This is a genomic window from Phenylobacterium sp. (genome assembly GCF_036723115.1).
In the GTDB taxonomy this organism is placed as follows: Bacteria; Pseudomonadota; Alphaproteobacteria; order Caulobacterales; family Caulobacteraceae; genus Phenylobacterium.
Genome location: NZ_DAIMHV010000069.1, coordinates 1 through 14,918 on the forward strand (window position 1 = coordinate 1; position 14,918 = coordinate 14,918).

A 14,918-nucleotide genomic window follows, 5' to 3' on the forward strand; every position below is an offset into this window, starting at 1 on the left:
ACAAGGGCGTGGGGGGGCTGGCCGAACTGCGGGTGGGCTGGGATCCGAACCTGAGGCCGATGACCTTCTTCCAGACCTATGGCTTCATCGATGGGGCTCAGGTGTGGAATGACGGCCTCGCGCCCGGCTGGCGCAGCGCCTCCCTGGCCTCGGCGGGCGCCGGGATCAGGCTGGTCTTCGGTCAGGCGCTCAGTGTGCGGGCCGAGGCGGCCAAGCCGCTCACCCGCACCCCCTTCGACCGGGACAAGGGGTGGCGGGGATTCCTCTCCCTGTCGTCCGCCTTCTAGATCAGGCTCGGAACGCCCCGGATCAGGCCGCGGCCTGGCCTTCGCTCACGGTGTTCAGCACCGCAAACAGCCGATCGGCCTTGATGGGCTTGGGCATGTAGATGTCCGCGCCGGCCTCCAGGCTGGCGGCCTGATGTTCGGGCAGGGTGTTGGCCGTCAGCATGACGATGGGGGTGTGGCCCCGGTGATCGCGCACTTCCAGCTTGCGGATGTTACGGATGGCGGTCAGGCCGTCCATGACCGGCATCTGCATGTCCATCAGGACGATGTCGAAGGGCGACTGGCTGAAGGCTTCACAGGCTTGGGCGCCGTCCTCGGCCAGGACCAGCTCCACGTCGAACTGGGCCAGCAGGGCCTGGATGATGCGGCGGTTCGTGGGGTGGTCGTCTGCCACCAGTATCCGCAAGGGCCGCCCGGCCGCCGCCTCGGCCTCCGGGACCTGGTTGGCGGGTTGCAGGGTCGCCGGCAGCGGCAGGTCGACCCAGAAGCTTGAGCCCTGGCCGGGCTGGCTCTCGGCGTCCAGGCTTCCGCCCATAAGCCGCGCCAGTTGAGCGCAGAGCGACAGACCCAGGCCAAGTCCGCCATGCTGGCGACGGAAGGAGCCGTCCCCTTGGATGAAGCGGCGGAACAGCTCGGCCTTCTGTGCGGCGTCGAAGCCGGCGCCCGTATCGCTCACCGTCAGGCGCCACCAGCCGCCCTGCCGCGGCTCGACGGCGATCTGCACTTCGCCCTCGGCGGTGAACTTGATGGCGTTGCTCACCAGATTGGCGAGAATCTGCTTCAGACGGACGGGGTCGCCCACCACCAGACCCTCGGCGGCGGGATCGACGCTGAGGTGGAAGCCCAGGCCCTTCTCCCGCGCCCGAGGCGCCAGCAGGGCTCCCAGAGTGCGGACGGATTCGGCCAGATGGAACGGTTCGGGGCTGATCCGCACCGCGCCAAGGTCGATCCGCGACACATCCAGCAGGTCGGACAGCAGCCGTTCCAGCGAGGCGCCGGAGCTGCGGATAATCTCCACCATCTCCTTCTGAGGGGCGGTCAGGCGGGTGCCCTGCAAAGCCTCGGCCACCGCGCAAACTCCGTTCAGGGGCGTGCGGATCTCGTGGCTCATATTGGCCAGGAACTCGGCTTGGCTGCGTTGGGCGGCCACCTGCTCCTGCCAGGCCCGGCGGGCGCGCAGGATCATGACCGCTGCGACCGCGCCGAAGGCCAGCAGAACCCCCGCCACCGGCGCGATGGAGCTGACCAGAAGGTCGCGGCCCGGGCGTTGGGGCGTCCAGGACAGGGTAAGGGGCACGCCGGCATGTCCGTCACCGATAAAGCTCGCCTGAGCTTGGCGCGAGACCTCTCCCTGCGGACCAAGTTCGCTCACGAGGCCGCTCACGAGGTAGCGGGTCTGAAGCACGTCGATGGCCACCTGATCGATGGGCAGCACCGTGAGCAACAGGGGCGCGCGTTCGCCGCGCAGCCGGAGACCGGCGCCCTCCGGCTGAACCAGGGTCGCGGTCGCCAGCACCACCTCGCCCCGGTGGGACATGAAGGCGCTGGCCTGCACCGCCCGATCACGGGCCGCCGCGGTGGGGCGGCGGGCGCGCTCGGCCCCCCGCACCGCGGCGATCACCGGCATGAAGGCGGTCAGGTCCGCCGCGTCGAGGGGCGCGGAGATGCGGCCCTCGCGATGGTAGAAGGGTCGGTCCTGGTCATCCAGCACCGTCAGATGGCTGAACTCGAAACCCAGGGCATAGAAATCATTGAGGTTCTGCTCGGCCCACGCCACGTCTTGTCTGTGGTCGAGAAACTGGACGGCCTCGTCCCAGACGGTTTCGGGCAGGATGGCGCGCTCGACCTCGGCGACGGCCTGATGCAGGCCCTCGGTCATCAAGGCTTCTTCGCGCAGGCGGGTCTGTTCGTCGACCTCCAGGCTCCAGATCGCCAGGCTGGCGACGAAGACGGCCATCGCCGCGGCGGCCAGGGCGGCGGTGGGAGCGAGCAGGCCAAGATCGCGCAGTCTGCGCATGGGAGAGTCCCCGAAGTTCGAGGGCCCAACCTCCGCCGACAGTCTTAAATACCGGTGGATGACGAAAGCGCCGTCGTGCGGCGCACTGTCGCAGGCCTCGGCCTCAGCGGCGTTGATCGTCCCGGTCCACGGGCAGCTTCACCCGCTCGGGTGCGGGCCAGACCCGCACGGCCACGGCCGCCGTCATGGAGGCGAGAACGGCCATCAGGGCGCCCAGCGCCTGCACTTCGGTCATGCCGGTGGCGATGAGGCGTCCGGCCATGGCTCCTGAAATGAACACCAGGCAGGCGGTGCCCCACTCGGCCATGCCTTGAGAGAACAGCGTTTTTTGCATGATGCTCCACCTTCTGCGGCGCGACCATCATGCGGCAGGCGCCCTTGATCAATCCTTACAAGCCGCCCGCTGCGGCATCATCGCGCAGGCGCCCGGTCCATGACCAGGAGGTGAGGCTTTTCCAGGGCGCCGCGATGACGGTGTCGAATTCCGCGGAGCTCAAGGACGGGAACGCCCCCTCGACTGTCGCGCTTTGAAAAAGCGGCGCTGGAGAGGCGCCGGCCGCGGCTTACGGGCCGGCGAAGCCTTGACCCGGCATCAAGCCGCCAGCCAAGGTGTTGTACATGTGGAGGTGTTGATGCGCTTGAAGGCCCGGCTTCAGAAAGAACTTCGCTTCCTGGGCGGCCTGCGCAGGACCCTCGGCCGGGTCAAGTCCATCGGCATGGACTCCCCCAACCTCATCTGTGACGACCTGCAGGCTGCGGTGGAGCAGTGGCGGGACCGGCCGGCCATCACCTTCGAAGGCCGCAGCGTCACCTATGGCGAGATGGACGCCATCGCCAACCGCTACGCCCATTGGGCCAAGGGGCTGAACCTGCGGCGCGGTCAGGCCGTGGCCCTCTTCATGCCCAACCGGCTGGAGTATTTCTGCGTCTGGTACGGCCTGTCCAAGGTGGGCGTGGTCACGGCGCTGATCAACAATCAGCTGACCGGCGCGGCCCTGGCCCATTGCCTGAAGATCTCCGGCGCCCAGCACTGCATCGTCGATCCCGAGACCTCGCCCGCCTTCGAAGAGGTTCGGGATCGTCTGGAAGGCCCCATGCAGCAGTGGATCCTGGGGGACGCCCGGGGCGGACAGCGCGACCTGCTGCAGGCTCTGAAGAGCTGCAGCCAGCTGCCGCCCGACAAGGATGTACGCGCCGGAATGACGGCCCGCGACACCTGCCTGTTCATCTATACCAGCGGCACCACCGGCCTGCCCAAGGCCGCGCGCATCACCCATGTGCGGGCCCAGCTCTATATGCGCGGCTTTGCGGGCTCCACCGGCGCCAAGGCCAGCGACCGCATCTATGTGGCCCTGCCGCTCTATCACGCCACGGGCGGGCTCTGCGCCCTGGGCGCAGCCCTGCTGAACGGGGGTTCGGTGGTGCTGCGCAAGAAGTTCTCCGCCACCCACTTCTGGCCCGAGATCCGCGATCAGGGCTGCACCATGTTCGTCTATATCGGCGAGCTGTGCCGCTATCTGGTCAACCAGCCGGAGACCGAGCACGACACGGCGCACAAGATCAGGCTGGCCTTTGGCAACGGCCTGCGCCCCGATGTCTGGGGCCAGTTGCAGGCCAGGTTCCGCATTCCCCAGGTCCTGGAGTTCTACGGCTCCACCGAGGGGAACGTCTCCATGTTCAACTTCGACGGCAAGCAGGGCGCCATCGGCCGGATCCCGAAGTATCTGCGGCCTCGGTTCAACACCCGCCTGGTGCAGTTCGACGTGGAGAACGAAACGCCGATCCGCGGCCCTGATGGGCGTTGCATCGAGTGCGGTCCGGGTCAGATCGGCGAGTGCATCGGCAAGATCGGCGGGGACGCCCGCGCCGAGTTCACCGGCTATGTGGACAAGGCCGCCAGCGAGAAGAAGGTGCTGCGCGACGTCTTCGAAAAAGGCGACGCCTGGTTCCGCACCGGCGATCTCATGAAGCAGGACGCCGAGGGCTATTTCTATTTCATCGACCGCATCGGCGACACCTTCCGCTGGAAGGGCGAGAACGTCTCCACCAACGAGGTGTCCGAGCGGCTCCAGGAGGCCGCCGGCGTGCTTGAGGCCAATGTCTATGGGGTCGAGGTCGCCGGCGCCGACGGCCGGGCGGGCATGGCCGCCCTGGTGACGGACGAGGCGTTCGATCTCGCCGCCTTCTCCGAGCATGTCAGCCGTGAGCTGCCGCCCTACGCCCAACCGCTCTTCCTGCGCATGATGCCGGCCATGGAGACCACCGGCACCTTCAAGCAGCGCAAGGTGGATCTGGTGGACGAGGGTTTCGATCCGGGCCGGGTGAAGACGCCGCTCTATTTCCGCGATCCGGACAAGGGCTACGTCAAGATCACCAAGCCCATGTTCGCCAAGATCAACGCCGGCGGCTTCCGGATCTGACAGCGCTCAGGCCTGCTCGGTCTCTGCGGGCGCCTGGGCCTTCAAGGGGACGCTGAGCCGGCAGACGAGGCCGGCCGGCGCAAAGGTCAGCTCCGCAGAGCCGCCGATGTCCCCCTGCAGGGTCCGTTCGATCAGGCGAGAGCCGAAACCCTGACGGCTGGGCTGCGCCACGACGGGGCCGCCCTCTTCGGTCCAGACGAGTTCGAGGCGAGGGACGCCCTCGCGGGTTTCCAGCCGCCAGTTCACCCGCACGCAGCCGGTGGTGGACAGGGCGCCGTACTTGGCTGCGTTTGTCGCCAGTTCGTGGAAGACCAGGCCGAGGGTCAGGGCTTCGCCGGGGGCCAGCTCAACCCGAGGGCCGGAGATCCGGTAGCGGTCGGTCCCGTGCGGCGACAGCTCCTGGTTCAGCACGTCGGTGAGCTGGGCTCCGCGCCACACCGACTGGGTCAGGAGATCGTGCGTCGCCGACAGGGCCAGCAGGCGCGCTTCAAACGCGGCCTTGAAGGCCGCCGGCTCCGGCTGGGTCCGCAGGGTCTGGGCGGCGATGGCCTGGACGGTGGCGAGGGTGTTCTTCACACGGTGGTTCAGTTCGTCCAGCAGCAGCTTCTGCTGTTGCTCGGCCTGGACCCGATCGGTGACGTCGCTGCCCTCCACGAAGACCCCCCACGGCGTGCCGCGGCCGTCGAGGATGGGTTGGAAGATGAAGTCCACGAAGCGCTCTTCCAGCGCCGCCTCATCGGTGCGCTGCAGGGCCACCCGCGCAGCCCGGCCGATATAGGGCTGGCCGGTCCGCATGACCTCGTCGAGGATCTGCGGAAACGCCTGGTCCGCCAGTTCAGGCAGGGCCGCCAGCAAGGGCTTGCCGATGACCGGACGGTGGCCGATCAGGGTCTGATAGGCGTTGTTCACCAAGCGGAAGGTGAAGTCCGGCCCGATCAGCACGGCCATGAAGCCCGGCGCCTGCATGAACAGGTTGCGGATCTGGTTGGTCTCCTCGACCAGCACCAGATTGGTCTCCTGAAGCTCCTGGGCGCGCTGGAGCAGTTGGGTGGCGCCCGCCGCGGGCGGTTCCTCTTTCGAGGCCGCCTGGCCTTCCGGTCCGAAGGCCATATCCTTCAGCCGCTGCAGCTCGGTGACGTCCACCGTATTCTGCATCACATAGGCCACCTGCCCCGCCGCATCGAACAGCGGGGTGTGGACGGCCGACCAGTACCGGAGCTCCACCCCGCCGCCGCGCGAACGGGGGAGGGGAATGGCGTAGGGAATGAGGGCGAGCGTGTCAGGCTCTCCGGTGGCCAGGACCTTTTCCAGGGAGTCCCGAAGCCGCTTGCCGCTGGCGCCGGGGTCGGGAAACATCTCGAACATCCCGCGCCCGATCAGTTCCTCGCGGGTCCGTTCGGTCACCGCCTGATAGGCGAGGTTCGCCTCGACGAAGCACAGGTTCCTGTCGAGCACCATGTGCGGGCTCGGCAGAGTGTCGAACAGCGCCTTGAAGTCGATTTGCGTCAAGGTAGGTCACAGCTCCCCGCCCACTTCGCACAACGCTCAAGCCTGGGCTGCGATCCCGATGGGAATAACGGCATATGGCGCGGCGGGACGGGCGGCAAGCTCCCCCTGTGTCGCGGCCGGTGAGTCGCCTATATCAGCCCCATGACCGACGCCGCCGTCCCCCTGGTTGGGGCCGCCCTGATCAAGGACGAAGTCCGCCGCCTGCCCGACGCGCCGGGCGTCTATCGCATGATGGGTGAGGAGGGCGAGGTCCTCTATGTGGGCAAGGCGCGCTCGCTCAAGAAGCGCGTGACCCAGTACGCCCAGGGTCGTTTCCATACCCAGCGCATCGCCCTGATGGTCGACCTGACCCGGGCCATGGAGTTCGTCACCACCCGGACCGAAACCGACGCCCTGCTGCTGGAGATCAATCTGATCAAGCAGCTCAAGCCGCGCTTCAATGTGCTGCTGAGGGACGACAAGAGCTTTCCCGAGATCGTCATCCGCCGCGACCACCAGGCGCCGCAGCTGCGCAAGCACCGCGGCGCGCACACGCTGAAGGGAGACTATTTCGGTCCCTTCGCCAGCGCCTGGGCGGTGAACCGGACCCTGAACACCCTGCAGAAGGCCTTCCTGCTGCGCTCCTGTTCCGACAGCGTGTACGAGACGCGGACCAGGCCGTGCATGCTGCACCAGATCAAGCGTTGCGCCGCGCCATGCACCGGTCTCGTCTCCATCGATGACTATCAGGCCCTGGTGGACGAAGCTGAGGCCTTCCTGCGGGGCAAGAGCCGGGCGGTGATGGCGCGCATGTCGGCCGAGATGCAGGCGGCCTCCGACGACATGGAGTTCGAGCGCGCCGCGCGCCTGCGCGACCGGATCCGGGCGCTGGCCGCCGTGGCCCAGGAGCAGCAGATCAATCCTGAGACCCTGGAAGAAGGGGACGTCGTCGCCCTGCACGCCGAGGGCGGCCAGGCCTGCGTCCAGGTCTTCTTCTTCCGGGCCGGACAGAACTGGGGCAACCGGGCCTATTTCCCCCGCGTCGACAAGGCCGATGAGCCGGCCGAGGTGATGGCCGCCTTCCTGGGGCAGTTCTATGAGGACAAGCCCATTCCGCGCCTGATCCTGACCAATCAGGAGCCGGCCGACGCCGACCTCCTGTGCGAGGCCTTCGCCCTGAAGGCCGGGCGCAAGGTGGAGATCCTGCGCCCCCAGCGCGGCGAAAAGCGCCAGCTGGTGGACCACGCCCTGACCAACGCCCGCGAGGCCCTGGGCCGGAAGATGGCCGAGAGCTCGGCCCAGTCCAAGCTGCTGGCCGGTGTTTGCGAGGCCTTCGGCCTTGAGGCCTCGCCGGAGCGGATCGAGGTCTATGACAACAGCCACATCATGGGGACCAACGCCGTCGGCGGCATGATCGTGGCGGGGCCCGAGGGTTTTGCGAAGAACCAGTACCGCAAGTTCAACATCAAGGGTTCGGAGCTCACCCCCGGGGATGATTACGGCATGATGCGCGAGGTGCTGCGCCGCCGCTTCGCTCGGCTGGTCAAGGAGGAGGAGGCCGGCGAGGCCGCCCCGCGTCCCGACCTGGTGCTGATCGACGGCGGCGCGGGCCAGCTGGCCGCGGCCCTGGAGATCATGGCCGACCTGGGGGTCGACGACATTCCCGTGGTCGGGGTGGCCAAGGGGCCGGACCGGGACGCGGGTCTGGAGCGGTTCTTCATGCCCGGCCGCGAGCCCTTCATGCTCGAGCCGAAATCGCCGGTGCTCTATTACCTGCAGCGCCTGCGCGACGAGGCTCACCGTTTCGCCATCGGCAGCCATCGGGTCCGCCGTTCCATCGACATGAAGAAGAACCCCCTGGACGAGATCGAGGGGGTGGGGCCGGGCCGCAAGCGCGCCCTGCTGCACGCCTTCGGCTCGGCGCGGGGGGTGAGCCGCGCGGCGGTGGAGGATCTGGCCAAGGTGGACGGGGTCAGCCAGGCCCTGGCCGAGCGCATCTACAACTACTTCCGCAAATAGGTGGGCGGGCTCGCGTCCAGGCGGCGGCTCGTGCGTTATGGTGGCGCTCGAACCGTGGAGACGTCCCCATGAAGCGCCATACACTCGCCCTTGCTGCATTCGCCTTCCTCCCGGCGCTCGCCCTGCCGATGGCGGCCGGCGCCAGTTCGCCTGAGGCCTGGATCGAGTTCCGCGCCGAGGTGCGCGCCAGCTGCCTGGCGGCCGCCGGCGGCATGGGCATGAACAATCCTGAGGTCATCGTTCACCCCTTCGGATCGGAGTCCTACGGGATTGCCGTCCTGCGCCAGGGGAACGACAAGCGCATCTGCATCTTCGACAAGCGCACCAAGGCCGTCGAACTCACCTGAACCTGCTGCGAGCCGCCCCATGAAGGCCCTGCCGAACATTCTGACCTCCCTGCGCCTGGTCCTGGCCCTGTTCATGTTCGTGGCCCTGGCCACGGCGGCCGGGGGAACGCCCTGGCTCAGCGAGCGCCTGACCATGGAGACCCAGTTCACCCTGCAAAGGTGGGCCTTCTGGGCTTTCGTCATCGCCGCGGCCACCGACTGGTTCGACGGCTGGCTGGCGCGCAAGATGGATGCGGTGACGGTGTGGGGCGCCATCCTCGACCCCATCGGCGACAAGGTGCTGGTCTGCGGGGCTGTGCTGGGCCTCATGTCGCTGGGCCCCCAGCCGCTGGTCCTGCTTCCGGCTGGTCTGATCCTGTTCCGCGAGTTCACCGTCAGCGCCTTGCGCGAGGTGGGGGCGGGCAAGGGGGTCAAGCTGCCGGTGACCCTGCTGGCCAAGTGGAAGACCGCGCTCCAGCTCACCGCCCTGGGCGCCGAGCTCCTGGTGGCCAGCTGGGGGGCCTTTGGCCTGCCTCAGTCGCCCGAAGTGATGGAGCCGGCGGCGATCGCGGCCCACAGTCTCTTCTGGCTGGCGGCGGTGGTGACGGTGATCACTGGCGCTCAGTACTGGGAGCAGACCCGCAAGGCGCTCGCCGGCTGAGCGGCGTGGGCGCTTCTGCGTCCGCCGGCCGGGGCGAGCCGCCCCGCCGCGCCTTCTGGGGGCGGACATCCTCGGCCCGATCAAGCTGCATCACACGCAGCAGCATCGCATCGCCGGCCATGCGCAGGATCATGTCTGCGACTCCCTGTGGTCTAAGACATGAGAATGCGAACGACTATTAACTGACGTCAAGCGCGGCTGTGGAGCAAACCTCGCCGACGGACGTTAAGCTGGCCGCACACGAGGAGAACCATGATGATGCGCCCCCTTTCCCTTGGCCTTGCCGCGGCCGTGGTCCTGGCCGCCGCGCCCCAGGCCAGCTTCGCCCAAAGCGGCGGCACGCCGCTGCAGTCCTTTTTCGCCTGCGAGGCCTCGGGCCAGCGTCAGGAGACCGGCGCCCTGATCGGCGGCGTGGCCGGCGCCCTGCTGGGCAGCCAGGTCAGCCGCAATGAGCGCGCCCTGGGCGCGGTCCTGGGCGCAGGCCTCGGGGCTGCGGCCGGCTCCTGGATCGGCTGCCGCATGCAGCGCAGCGAGCAGGAACGCGCCCGCGCCGCCTTTGAGGCGGCCCTGAACACCGGCCAGACCCAGACCTGGAGCGACGCGGCCGCCGGCAGCAGCGGCCGGGTGGAGATCATCAACGCCAATCTCGGCGGCGGGGCCGGATTCGGCCAGCCGGTGGCGGCCACCAACCTGCGCTTCGCCGGTCGGGTCCAGCCTCTGCGGACGAGCTTTGAGCCCACCAACGCCCAGTACCGCACCGCCAATGCGGTGAACCTGAGGGCTTCGCCGTCCACCAGCGGCGCCGTGGTGGGGCAGCTGCGCGCCGGCCAGACCTTCAATGTCGCCGGGCGGGTGGCGGGCGACCGCTGGCTGCTGGTGGAGCAGAACGGCGCCATCGCCGGCTATGTGGCCGAGTGGGTCGTTCAGCCGGCGTCCGGCGGCTACGGCGCGGCCCAGTGCCAGCTGGTGCAGCAGACCATCCAGGGCCGGGTGGGCCCGCCCCAGGTGGAGCGCTACACCGCCTGTCGTGAACCGGCCGGCGGCTGGCGCCTGACTGCGGCCTAAGCGACTTCCGCTCAAGCCTCGCCCCGTCCGGCCCCGGCCGGGCGGGGATTCCTGCCGCCGCGCTGGTCCTCAGGACATGGGATTGGCTTCCGGCGGCGGGTCGCCGGGCAGGGGGATGAACTCCTGGTCGTCGGCGTCGGGCAGCTTCATCCGGCCGGCCCGCCAGTCGGCCTTGGCCTGCTCGATCCGGTCCTTGGACGAGGAGACGAAGTTCCACTCGATGAAGCGCGGACCCAGGGGTTCGCCCCCCAGCAGCATGACGATGGCGTCGGTCACTCCGGTGAAGACCACGGGTTGGCCCGGTGCGAAGACCAGCATCTGGCCCTGGTCATAGGTCCGGCCGTCCACCTCCACCTGGCCGCGCGCCACATAGGCCGCGCGCTCGGGATATTCCGCCGGCAGTTGCCCGCGGGCGCCGGCCGGCAGGGTCCAATGGACATAGAAGAGCGGTGAATGGATCGGCACCTTGGACTTGGCCCCGAAAACCTCGCCCGCGATCAGCACCGCCCGCAGCCCGTCCTTCTCGGTATGGCTCACCAGGTCCTCGGCGTCGAAATGGACGAAGCTGGGGTCCACCTCCTCCTGGGCCTCGGGCAGGGCGAGCCAGGCCTGGATGCCATCCATGGCCCCCCCATGGCTGCGCAGGTGTTCGAAGCGTTCGGAATGGGTCACCCCCTTGCCTGCGGTCATCCAGTTGACCTCGCCGGGCTTGATCTCCTGGTGGGCGCCCACGCTGTCGCGGTGGGTCATCTGACCCTCAAACAGATAGGACAGGGTGGAAAGCCCGATATGCGGGTGCGGGCGAACGTCCACATTGGCCGGAAAGCCGGGATCGAACCGCGCCGGCCCCATATGGTCGAAGAAGATGAAGGGGCCCACCATGCGCCGCGGGGCATAGGGCAGGACGCGGCCCACCTCGAATCCGCCGAGGTCCTTGCGCCTCTGCTGGATCACCAGTTCGATCATCACCATCTCCCATTCGTCTTCGCAGCCTTCAGCCTAGACCGAAAAGCCAGGTCGTCCTGCGTGCAATCGCCGGCGCTGACAGCCTTATGATCGCCGCCGTGCGGAGGAGCCTCCGCAGGCGCCCTTGACGCCCGGAGGTGGAGCTTGACCGACCCGCATCGCCCCTATCGGCCGCCGCTCCATCTGTGGCTGGTAGCCGCCCTGGCCATTGCGGTGGGCGGGTTTTCCTTCTTCGGCGAGGTGACCCGCCAGAACGACGGAACCGATGTGCGGGTCGATCCCACCTTGCCAGCCGACCTCCAGGCCGATCTGCTGGCCGCGGCGCGCACCGCCTATGGCCTGATGCAGACCCCGCAGTTCGAGCGCGCCCTGCGGGCGGCCGCAGGCCAGGAGCCGGTCTATATCGCCCGCGACCGCCCCCGCGGCGACGTGGACGAGGTGCTGGCTCGCCTGAGAGGCGAGGGCCGCTACCTGCCCCTCCGTCTGGTGCTGATGAGCGACAGCCAGGTTCGCTTCGCGCAGCATTACGCTGCCGGCGGCGGGATCGGATACTTCACCCAGGCGGGCGAGATCCACATCCCGCCCGCGGTGGCGGCGCAATGGCGGGCCGGCGACCTTGTGGAACGCTCCTGCGCGATCAACACCCTGACCCACGAGATCACCCACACCGTCTCGATCTCGCCGCTCGTGTTCACGCCAGCCTTCACCGACACCAACGCCGCCCGCCCGGCCATCGCCGGCCGCACCCCGGGGGAGAGCCCCATCGCCTCCTATCTGATCGGCTCGGCGGCCCAATGCGCCTGGCTGGCCCGCGAAGGCCGCATCGCCGAGACCGAGCTGGCCGCCTGCGTGGAGGTGTTCGGCACGGCCGGCTTCAACGACCGCTGCACAGCCTTCAGCGCCGGGGAGTCGGTGCGCGAGCGCCCAGGGCTGCCGCCGCCGATGCGGAGGCTGTGAGAGAGGGTTGACCGTATCTCAAATGAGTTACACGCTCCGGGGGTCGACCCAGGGAGGCCCCATCTTGGCCAGTCGGACCACTATGTTGCACGTGCGGATCGACCCCGTGCTCAAGGCCGAAGCTACGGAGAAGCTCGCCAGCGTGGGGCTCACCGTCTCCGATGCGGTGCGCATTCTGCTGACGCGGGTGGCCAAGGAGGGCGGGCTTCCTGCCGGACTTGCCGCCGATCCGGACGCTTACGACGCCTGGTTTCGAGCCAAGGTTCAGGAGGCCCTGGCCGACAAGCGACCCACCGTGTCCCATCGGGATGTCATGGCCGAGGCGCAGACGCTGATCGACCAGAAGCGCCGTGCTCAGGCTTGAGTGGGGTCAGGCGGCACGCGCCGATCTGCTGGCCATCATCGATTTCATCTCTGACGACAATCCCGACGCGGCCCAGAAGCTGAAGGATGATGTCGAGGCGAAGGCGGCGAAGCTTGCCGCGCGCCCCAAGCTCTATCGGCTTGGGCGCGTTCCGGGCACACGCGAAATGGTGGTGCGGCCAAACTACCTGGTTGTCTATGCTGTGGGGCTTGAGGCGGTGACGATCCTGCGCGTGCTCCACGCGGCGCAACAATGGCCCCCTTCCGAGTGACGCCGCCCTACCCTTGCGCGCTCACATAGGGGCTCACCAAGCCCAGGGGGGCGGCGGTGGTGTTCTTGACGCTGCGGATGACGATGCGGCTCTCGATGTTGGAGACGAGGCCGAGCGAGAGGATCTGATCGCGCAGGAAGTTGTCGAAGGCGTGCATGTCGCGGGTGACGATGCGCAGCTCATAGTCGGCCGCGCCGGTGACGGTGGCGCACTGGACCACCTCCGACAGCTTGCCGATGGCGCTCTCAAAGGCGTCCAGATTCTCCCGCGTGGGCAGGGAGAGCTTGACCGTGCAATAGACCTCAAAGCCCAGGCCCAGGCGCTCGCGGTCCAGAATGGTCACCCGGCGCTGAATGACGCCGGCGTCCTCCAGCCGTTTGATCCGTCGCCAGCAGGGGCTGGAGGAGAGGCCGACGCGCTCGGCGATCTCGGCCACGGACAGGCCCGCATCGTGCTGGATCAGATCCAGAATCTTGGCATCGACGGCGTCGAGTGTCTCGGACACGCATTTCTCCCCGATTATCGCGACTTGCGCTCGGTTTGTGCCCCGGAACCGACGGAACGGGGCACGCCTTTAGTAAGCAATTGCGGCGCTCTTATATGATCTTCTACGGCAATAGGGAGCCCCAAAGGGAAAGATTTTGCGATGCGGCACAACGAAGTGACGCTCGACGACAAGTTTCTGCTCACCCAGGGTCGCGTCTTCATCACCGGGGTGCAGGCGCTGGTCCGGGTGCTGCTGGACCAGCACAGGCTGGATGCGGCGGCGGGGCTGAACACGGCGGGCTTTCTGTCGGGCTATCGTGGTTCGCCCCTCGGCGGCCTCGACCAGCAGGCCCATCGCGCGGCCAAGCATCTGGACGCCGCCCAGGTGGTCTTCAAGGAAGGCCTGAACGAGGACCTCGCGGCCACCGCCGTCTGGGGCAGCCAGCAGGCCAACCTCTTTCCCGGCGCCCGCTACGACGGGGTGTTCGGCATGTGGTACGGCAAGGCCCCGGGGGTGGACCGTACGGGCGACGCCTTCAAGCACGCCAACTTCGCCGGAACCTGGGCCAAGGGCGGCGTGGTGGCGGTGGCCGGCGACGACCACAACTGCAAGTCCTCCACCCTGCCGTCCCAGTCGGAATTCGCCTTCCAGGACTTCGAAATGCCGGTGCTGGCGCCGGCCGACGTGCAGGAGGTGCTCGACTACGGCCTGATGGGCTACGCCCTGTCGCGCTTCTCAGGTCTCTGGGTGGGGCTGATCGCCCTGGCCGACACCATGGACTCCGGCATGACGATCGACGCCTCCCTGTCGCGTCATCAGTTCGTCCTGCCACGGTTCGACACCCCCGCCGGCGGCCTGGGCATCCGCCTGAAGGACCAGCCCATGGAGAAGGAGCGCCGCCTGCGCGCCTTCAAGATCCCGGCCGCCCTGGCCTTCGCCCGCGCCAACCGGATCGACCGGGTGACCCTGGCCTCGCCCCGGCCGCGGCTGGGCATCGTGTGCCAGGGCCAGGCCTATAAGGACGTGGTGGAGGCTCTGGCCGCCATGGGGATCACGCCGGCCCAGGCGTCCGCTCTGGGCGTGGCCATCTACAAGGTGGGCATGCCCTGGCCGCTGGAGCCCACCGGCCTGCGGGCCTTCGCCGCAGGCCTCGAGACCCTGATGGTCATCGAGCACAAGCGCCCGCTCATCGAGGGGCAGGCCCGCGCCGCCCTCTATGATCTGCCTGCCCAGGCCAGACCCCGGATCATTGGCAAGACCGACGAGCGGGGCCACCCCCTGCTGTCAGACCTGGGCGCCCTGTCGGTGGCTGAGATCGCGCTGGCCATCGCCGACCGTCTGCCGCCGGGGCCGCACATGGACGGCGTCTATGACTATCTGAACCGGGTCTCGGCCGCCGGGGTGGCCGCCGTCAGCCTGTCGGCAGACCAGCAGCGCAAGCCCTTCTTCTGCTCAGGCTGCCCGCACAACACCTCCACCCGCCTGCCCGAGGGCTCCCGCGCCCTGGCTGGCATCGGCTGCCACTACATGGCCAGCTTCTCCGACCCCAACACCGACCTGAACAGCCACATGGGGGGGGAGGGGTTGAGC

At 68.3% G+C, this 14,918-nt stretch carries 14 protein-coding genes and 1 pseudogene; 10 read left to right on the plus strand and 5 right to left on the minus strand.

Going from position 1 to position 14,918, the window contains the following annotated elements; translation table 11 throughout:
* Positions 1 to 287, plus strand: a 287-nt coding sequence (locus tag V7D28_RS08825) for a hypothetical protein (protein ID WP_333587013.1), incomplete at its 5' end; no start/stop codon positions are given.
* 22 nt (positions 288 to 309) lie between these two features.
* On the opposite strand, the gene V7D28_RS08830 is transcribed toward V7D28_RS08825, so the two are convergent.
* Both V7D28_RS08830 and V7D28_RS08835 read right to left on the minus strand, forming a co-directional pair.
* Positions 310 to 2,304 carry a hybrid sensor histidine kinase/response regulator gene (locus tag V7D28_RS08830; RefSeq protein ID WP_333587014.1) on the minus strand — a complete coding sequence of 665 codons (1,995 nt, stop codon included), beginning with the start codon at positions 2,302 to 2,304 and terminating at the stop codon, positions 310 to 312.
* A 103-nt stretch (positions 2,305 to 2,407) separates the two neighbouring features.
* Positions 2,408 to 2,638, minus strand: coding sequence for a hypothetical protein (locus V7D28_RS08835; RefSeq protein ID WP_333587015.1), 231 nt, complete (start codon positions 2,636 to 2,638; stop codon positions 2,408 to 2,410).
* A gap of 298 nt (positions 2,639 to 2,936) precedes the next feature.
* On the opposite strand from V7D28_RS08835, the gene V7D28_RS08840 reads away from it, so the two are divergent.
* Complete coding sequence (locus tag V7D28_RS08840) at positions 2,937 to 4,724, plus strand: long-chain-acyl-CoA synthetase (RefSeq protein WP_333587026.1); 1,788 nt, start codon at positions 2,937 to 2,939, stop codon at positions 4,722 to 4,724.
* 6 nt (positions 4,725 to 4,730) lie between these two features.
* Here the strand turns inward: V7D28_RS08840 and V7D28_RS08845 are convergent, their stop codons facing one another.
* On the minus strand, positions 4,731 to 6,233 hold the full coding sequence (locus V7D28_RS08845) for an HWE histidine kinase domain-containing protein (RefSeq protein ID WP_333587016.1): 1,503 nt from the start codon (positions 6,231 to 6,233) through the stop codon (positions 4,731 to 4,733).
* Positions 6,234 to 6,374: 141 nt separating this feature from the next.
* Here V7D28_RS08845 and uvrC point away from each other — a divergent pair, with 141 nt between their 5' ends.
* From uvrC to V7D28_RS08865, 4 genes are all read left to right on the plus strand, one after another.
* Complete coding sequence (uvrC, locus tag V7D28_RS08850) at positions 6,375 to 8,231, plus strand: excinuclease ABC subunit UvrC (protein WP_333587017.1); 1,857 nt, start codon at positions 6,375 to 6,377, stop codon at positions 8,229 to 8,231.
* Positions 8,232 to 8,299: 68 nt separating this feature from the next.
* Positions 8,300 to 8,578: a hypothetical protein gene (locus tag V7D28_RS08855; RefSeq protein WP_333587018.1), complete on the plus strand. Its 279-nt coding sequence runs from the start codon at positions 8,300 to 8,302 to the stop codon at positions 8,576 to 8,578.
* Between the two features lie 19 nt (positions 8,579 to 8,597).
* A complete protein-coding gene (pgsA, locus tag V7D28_RS08860; protein WP_333587019.1) occupies positions 8,598 to 9,218 on the plus strand; it encodes a CDP-diacylglycerol--glycerol-3-phosphate 3-phosphatidyltransferase in 621 nt (206 codons plus the stop codon).
* A gap of 258 nt (positions 9,219 to 9,476) precedes the next feature.
* The gene (locus tag V7D28_RS08865; protein WP_333587020.1) at positions 9,477 to 10,283 is read left to right on the plus strand and encodes an SH3 domain-containing protein; all 807 of its coding nucleotides are present in this window, start codon (positions 9,477 to 9,479) and stop codon (positions 10,281 to 10,283) included.
* 69 nt (positions 10,284 to 10,352) lie between these two features.
* Here the strand turns inward: V7D28_RS08865 and V7D28_RS08870 are convergent, their stop codons facing one another.
* A complete protein-coding gene (locus V7D28_RS08870; protein ID WP_333587021.1) occupies positions 10,353 to 11,249 on the minus strand; it encodes a pirin family protein in 897 nt (298 codons plus the stop codon).
* A gap of 144 nt (positions 11,250 to 11,393) precedes the next feature.
* Here V7D28_RS08870 and V7D28_RS08875 point away from each other — a divergent pair, with 144 nt between their 5' ends.
* The 3 genes from V7D28_RS08875 (at position 11,394) to V7D28_RS08885 (ending at position 12,841) form a co-directional block, all read left to right on the plus strand.
* Positions 11,394 to 12,206: a hypothetical protein gene (locus tag V7D28_RS08875; RefSeq protein ID WP_333587022.1), complete on the plus strand. Its 813-nt coding sequence runs from the start codon at positions 11,394 to 11,396 to the stop codon at positions 12,204 to 12,206.
* A gap of 64 nt (positions 12,207 to 12,270) precedes the next feature.
* Positions 12,271 to 12,570, plus strand: a complete 300-nt coding sequence (relB, locus tag V7D28_RS08880; protein ID WP_333587023.1) for a type II toxin-antitoxin system RelB family antitoxin — start codon at positions 12,271 to 12,273, stop codon at positions 12,568 to 12,570.
* A complete protein-coding gene (locus V7D28_RS08885; RefSeq protein ID WP_333587024.1) occupies positions 12,557 to 12,841 on the plus strand; it encodes a type II toxin-antitoxin system RelE/ParE family toxin in 285 nt (94 codons plus the stop codon). Before relB ends, V7D28_RS08885 begins: the two co-directional genes overlap by 14 nt.
* A gap of 7 nt (positions 12,842 to 12,848) precedes the next feature.
* On the opposite strand, the gene V7D28_RS08890 is transcribed toward V7D28_RS08885, so the two are convergent.
* Positions 12,849 to 13,346, minus strand: coding sequence for an Lrp/AsnC family transcriptional regulator (locus V7D28_RS08890; RefSeq protein ID WP_333587025.1), 498 nt, complete (start codon positions 13,344 to 13,346; stop codon positions 12,849 to 12,851).
* Positions 13,347 to 13,487: 141 nt separating this feature from the next.
* Here V7D28_RS08890 and V7D28_RS08895 point away from each other — a divergent pair.
* A pseudogene (locus tag V7D28_RS08895) lies at positions 13,488 to 14,918 on the plus strand (indolepyruvate ferredoxin oxidoreductase family protein); the annotation flags it as partial.

Excerpts from the sequence above, each read along its gene's own strand:
- V7D28_RS08865 (WP_333587020.1), top strand. The coding sequence starts at position 9,477 with ATGCGCCCCCTTTCCCTTGGCCTTGCCGCGGCCGTGGTCCTGGCCGCC.
- V7D28_RS08830 (WP_333587014.1), bottom strand. The coding sequence starts at position 2,304 with ATGCGCAGACTGCGCGATCTTGGCCTGCTCGCTCCCACCGCCGCCCTG.
- V7D28_RS08840 (WP_333587026.1), top strand. The coding sequence starts at position 2,937 with ATGCGCTTGAAGGCCCGGCTTCAGAAAGAACTTCGCTTCCTGGGCGGC.
- pgsA (WP_333587019.1), top strand. The coding sequence starts at position 8,598 with ATGAAGGCCCTGCCGAACATTCTGACCTCCCTGCGCCTGGTCCTGGCC.
- V7D28_RS08835 (WP_333587015.1), bottom strand. The coding sequence starts at position 2,638 with ATGCAAAAAACGCTGTTCTCTCAAGGCATGGCCGAGTGGGGCACCGCC.
- V7D28_RS08870 (WP_333587021.1), bottom strand. The coding sequence starts at position 11,249 with ATGATCGAACTGGTGATCCAGCAGAGGCGCAAGGACCTCGGCGGATTC.
- V7D28_RS08855 (WP_333587018.1), top strand. The coding sequence starts at position 8,300 with ATGAAGCGCCATACACTCGCCCTTGCTGCATTCGCCTTCCTCCCGGCG.
- uvrC (WP_333587017.1), top strand. The coding sequence starts at position 6,375 with ATGACCGACGCCGCCGTCCCCCTGGTTGGGGCCGCCCTGATCAAGGAC.